Origin of the sequence: Rhodococcus sp. CX (genome assembly GCF_015865005.1) — a bacterium.
In the GTDB taxonomy this organism is placed as follows: Bacteria; Actinomycetota; Actinomycetes; order Mycobacteriales; family Mycobacteriaceae; genus Rhodococcus.
In genome coordinates this window covers 60,391-64,965 of the sequence record NZ_JADZGH010000251.1, presented here as the reverse complement: position 1 = coordinate 64,965, position 4,575 = coordinate 60,391, and the positions used below count along the sequence as shown (strand labels likewise).

The 4,575-nt window shown below is 69.9% G+C and carries 4 protein-coding genes and 2 pseudogenes; 1 reads left to right on the top strand and 5 read right to left on the bottom strand.

The window, feature by feature from the left end; all coding sequences use genetic code 11:
* From I0Q12_RS27155 to dcd, 4 genes and pseudogenes are all read right to left on the bottom strand, one after another.
* A pseudogene (locus tag I0Q12_RS27155) lies at window positions 1-254 on the bottom strand (endonuclease); the annotation flags it as partial.
* Window positions 255-353: 99 nt separating this feature from the next.
* Window positions 354-1,760 (bottom strand): DUF692 family multinuclear iron-containing protein, encoded by a 1,407-nt coding sequence (locus I0Q12_RS27150; protein WP_197256482.1) that lies wholly within the window; start codon window positions 1,758-1,760, stop codon window positions 354-356.
* A complete protein-coding gene (locus I0Q12_RS27145; RefSeq protein ID WP_197256480.1) occupies window positions 1,744-1,980 on the bottom strand; it encodes a hypothetical protein in 237 nt (78 codons plus the stop codon). The genes I0Q12_RS27150 and I0Q12_RS27145 overlap by 17 nt, the downstream gene beginning before the upstream one ends.
* Before the next feature lie 283 nt (window positions 1,981-2,263).
* Window positions 2,264-2,854, bottom strand: coding sequence for a dCTP deaminase (dcd, locus tag I0Q12_RS27140; protein ID WP_197256478.1), 591 nt, complete (start codon window positions 2,852-2,854; stop codon window positions 2,264-2,266).
* Between the two features lie 218 nt (window positions 2,855-3,072).
* Here dcd and I0Q12_RS27135 point away from each other — a divergent pair, with 218 nt between their 5' ends.
* Window positions 3,073-4,422, top strand: coding sequence for an MFS transporter (locus I0Q12_RS27135; RefSeq protein ID WP_197256476.1), 1,350 nt, complete (start codon window positions 3,073-3,075; stop codon window positions 4,420-4,422).
* Here I0Q12_RS27135 and I0Q12_RS35210 read toward each other — a convergent pair.
* A pseudogene (locus I0Q12_RS35210) lies at window positions 4,397-4,575 on the bottom strand (TetR/AcrR family transcriptional regulator); the annotation flags it as partial. The gene I0Q12_RS27135 and the pseudogene I0Q12_RS35210 overlap by 26 nt on opposite strands.

Below are 4,575 nucleotides of genomic sequence, written 5' to 3'. Positions count from 1 at the left end.
CCCGCCGGCGCATCGGCGGGATCGCCGCCGAGGTAGTAGCGGCTCACCCGGTCGAGACGCTTCGCGATGCGCGCGGGGTCGTCGGCGCGGGCGATCCCGCCGGGTTCCCCGAGTACCTGCTCGTTGCCGACCCGTACATCGGACCGGTCGACGATGCGCCGGGCCGCGGCGCGGCGCTGGTGTTCGCGTTCGGTGAGATAGGCCGCGGCGTTGTCGCCGGAGCCGTGGGCCCTGGTGTTGGAGATGATCGTCATGGCATCACCTTCGGGCGAGAAATGGATTCGGATCGTCTTCAGCGTCGCCCGGTACGGGGCTGCGGTCACGAGTAGTGCACTACGCGAATCCGGCCGCCGTCAGATCTCCACGGACACCGAGTACGACTGCGGTTCGAGAACGCCCGGGGCGCGTCCCTCGTCGAGAGCGTCGAGGACCCCGGCCGGGTCGACGTCCCACTCGACCACCGTGGACGTCCCGAACAGCGCCGCGCGCAACAGAGCGGTCTCGAACTCGAGAACCTGCCGCAGGTGCGGCACCGCGTCGATCAGGCCGGGGCGCGAGGCCAGGTACGTCGCGAACCTGTATCCCTCGACCCCGGGTGTCATCTCGGGCGGATGCGCCGACAGGTGTTCGGCGATCACCGCTTCCGTGGCCGCCGCGCCTAGCGTGGTGAGCAGTGCCGTCGTCGTGTAGCGCAGCGCCTGGGCGAGATGTGCGCGGCGCTGTTCGTCGACGAGCCTGCGGTAGAGAAGCACACCGGGTTCGGCCAGTTCCGAACCGCGCAGTGCCGCGACCAGGTTCCGTTCCGCCCGGTGCACCGTCGCGCGCTCGGCGGCGGAAGCGCGGGTCGTGATCGCGGTCGGAAACGGTTCCGGTGCGGCATCCGGTCGCAGATCCCAGATCTGCCACAACCGTTCCAACTGGGCGTGCACGCCGTCGAGTCCGAGGTGGGGCACGTGGGACGGCATGATCTCGAACGTCAATGCCCGCAGATTCGGCAGGCGCGGCACGACGTCGGCGGTGAGGTCGAGCAGTTCGCCCGGCACCGCGCCGCTGTGGGCGTCGAGCCGGTATCCGTCCAGGTCGTCGCCGCCGGCGACGTGCACCTCCCACACCCGATCGAGCGGGATGCGGGACAGGACGTCGCGCACCGCACCGCGACCGTTGACCTCGTTGCACCACAGGTTGTGCAGGTCCAGCACGATCCCGCTGCCGGAGCGTGCGGCGACGTCCCGGAAGAAGACGCCGTCGTCGAGTTCGTCCTCGCGTGGTGCCCGGTAGTCGACCCCGGTCTCGAACGCGACCGGCCTGCCCACCACCCGCCGGTAGTCGTCGATGTTCTCCGCGGCGACGGCAACCTGCTCCGGGGTCTGCGCCGGCGGCAACAGAAATCCGGCGTGCTCGATCCCCGAGGCACCGGCGGTACGCACGAAGCTGAGGTGTTCGCTGACCCACGGCGGGTCGAGCAGATCGACGACGCCGCGCAACGGGGTCCGGTAGTCCAGCGGATCGTCGATGCTTCCGGCGAGCGGCTGTCCTACCCCGTGGACGAGCTTGCGTTGCGGCAGCACTGCCACGGCGTCGAGCGCCCACCCGTCGACACGATAACGCCATTTGCCTTCGGAACAGACTGTGCGCCAGAGTGTTTGCGGCTCGAGTTCGGCGACGGCCACGACGTCCGGGCCGGCCTCGAAGACCGGTCCGAGCGCCGGGCAGTAGACCATGCCGACGCCGAGAACGGAGCCGTCAGTATCTCGGTGCACCGGGGATCTCCCGGACGTCGAGACTGTCGGGGTCCACCGCGAAGTCCCGCAACTCGATGAACCGGATGTCGAACCCGGATGTGCAGCCAGGGCAACCGAGTCGATCGAGCACCTGCCGGGAGATCTTCGCGACCGCGTCGAGGTCGTGTGCGGCGTGGTGCGGCAGGTACACCCGCACCGTGTCCGGTGAACGTGGACTGCGTTGTTCGATCTCTGTCATCGGGGTGCTCCCCTCGTCGTCGGATCGTGTGACGTATCCGAACGTACGAGCGGGACCGCGGTGCACACGAGTAGCGGACTACCCGAATCTGCGGGGATCACGGCGCAGTGAGCTCGGCCGGACGGGCGATCGGATCGCGTCGAACGTCAACCGTCACGATCGGGTCGGATGATCGTGCTGAGTATGTGGACGTCGTCGTGCGCATGCATGCGTGCACTCCGCGACGGGAGGGTGTCCTCATCGTCGAGCAGGCCGCGCCGCGCGGCACGGGTAGTGGGAAGCGTCAGCTCGGGCGAGCGTCCGGGTGGTTGTGCGCGAAGTTCAGGTACGCCTTCGACGGGGTCGGCCCGCGCTGCCCCTGATATTTGGACCCGACCTTCGCGCTGCCGTACGGATGCTCGGCGGGGCTGGTCAGGCGGAACAGGCACAACTGGCCGATCTTCATGCCCGGCCACAGCGTGATCGGCAGGTTCGCGACGTTCGACAGCTCGAGGGTGATGTGCCCGTCGAAACCCGGGTCGATGAATCCGGCGGTCGAGTGCGTGAGCAGTCCGAGGCGTCCGAGCGACGACTTGCCCTCGAGACGACCGGCGAGGTCGTCGGGCAGCGTGCAGCGTTCCATCGTCGAGCCGAGCACGAACTCGCCCGGGTGGAGCACGAACGGTTCGCCGGGCGGGGCCTGCACGAGAGAGGTCAGCTCGTCCTGGCGCTGAGCAGGGTCGATGTGCGTGTAGCGCGTGTTGTTGAAGACGCGGAACAGGCTGTCGAGGCGGACGTCCACACTCGATGGCTGCACCATCTCCGGGTCGAAGGGGTCGATGCCCAGATGCCCGGAGGCGAGCTGGGCGCGGATGTCACGATCGGAGAGCAGCACGCGTAGAGGTTAACAATGTGCCTCTTGACCTCGAGTCGGCTGGAGGTTGTTCGCTGGGACCACACCCGACGAACGGAGGCGGCCATGCACCCGATTGCCCGGCGCGAGTTCGGTTCGCGTTTCGAACACCCCCGGCTTCCCGAGCGAGCGGTACACCCGACTCCTTCAACAGACGGAATTTACCGTTCGCTCGGGCGAGGCGTGGACGAGGTGACGGCATGACGGTCGTCTCCGCGCCCCCACTGTGGTCGGGCCGGTTCCGCACGACGACGGTCGGGCTGTTCTTCCTGTCTGCGCTGTTCGCGTTCGAATCGTTCGCCGTCGCGACGGTCATGCCCGTCGTCGGCCACGAGTTCGGGGCGCTCACCTCGTATGCGCTGGCGTTCGCCGCCCCGATCGCGATGTCGGTGTTCGCGATCTGCGTCGCCGGGGTGTGGATCGACCGGTCAGGCCCCGGACCCGCCCTCTACACCGGGGTGGCGGTGTTCTCGGCCGGCCTGATCGAGGTGGCCGCAGCCCCCGATATCGCCGTGTTCCTCGCGGGCCGGGCCGTGCAGGGATTCGGGTCCGGGCTCGCCGGGGTCGCGCTGTACGTGCTGGTCGCCGTCGCCTATCCCGAGGAGTTCCGGGCGCGGGTGTTCACGGTCCTTACCAGCGCGTGGGTGCTGCCGGCCCTGATCGGACCGCCCGTGGCCGGTGCGCTGGCCGACGCCGTCGGGTGGCGGTGGGTGTTCGCGCTCGCGCCGCTGCCCGCCGTCGTCGCCGTGGTCGCGCTGGCCCCCGAGTTGCGGCGGGCGTCACCGTCGGACGATCCGGCCCGTACCGCGCCGTCGCTGCGGTGGGCGGCGGTCGCGGCGATCGCGGTGCTCGCCGTCGGGGTCGCCGGGCAACGGGAGGTCGCGGGGTGGCCGCTGCTGCTGGCCGCGGCGGTCGCGGCTGTGTGCTGGTCCGTTCCGCGGCTGGTGCCCGCCGGGACGTGGCGTTTCGCCGCGGGCCTGCCCGCCGTGCTGTCTGCGCGCTCGCTGACGGGCGCGGCGTTCTTCGGTGCCGAGGTGTATGTGCCGCTGGCGTTGGTGCAGTTCCACGGATTCACGCCCGCGCATGCCGGGATGTTCCTGACTGTGTCGGCGCTCGCGTGGTTCGCCGGGTCGTGGATCGCGGCGCACGTGTCGGCGCTGTCGGATGCGGCGGTGCGTGTGCGGTGGGGAACGGCGGCGCTCGCGGTCGGGATCGGCGCATCGACCAGCGTGCTCTGGTCGGAGGTGTGGCCCGCGATCGCGCTGGCCGGCTGGTCGGTAACGAGCCTCGGGATCGGGATGGTGTTCGCGTCGACGTCGGTGCTGTTGCTCGACTACTCGCCGCCGGAGCAGACGGGCACGAACTCGGCGGCGATGCAGGTCAATGATGCTGCGGCGCAATCGGTGTGGCTGTGCGCGGGGACGGTGGTGTTCGCAGCATCCGCGGCCACCGCGTGGGGGTTCGCGGCGATGTTCGCGGGCGCGACGGTGGTCGCGGTCGGGGCGTGCGCGGCCGCCGCCCGGATCACCGCATCATCGTCGATGCCGTGAGCAGCAGTTCGGTGCACGCCTCGACGACCTCGTCCTCCTCGAGCGGGACCGTGCCGTCGAGCCAGGACGTGAGCGCCTGCGCCAGCCCGCCGACGACGAAGTGCGCGGCGAGGTCGAGGGTGGGGCTGAGTTTCGCCTGGTAGAAGTCCTCGG

Coding starts and splice junctions, on each gene's coding strand:
- I0Q12_RS27135 (WP_197256476.1), top strand. CDS start 3,073: ATGACGGTCGTCTCCGCGCCCCCACTGTGGTCGGGCCGGTTCCGCACG.
- I0Q12_RS27145 (WP_197256480.1), bottom strand. CDS start 1,980: ATGACAGAGATCGAACAACGCAGTCCACGTTCACCGGACACGGTGCGG.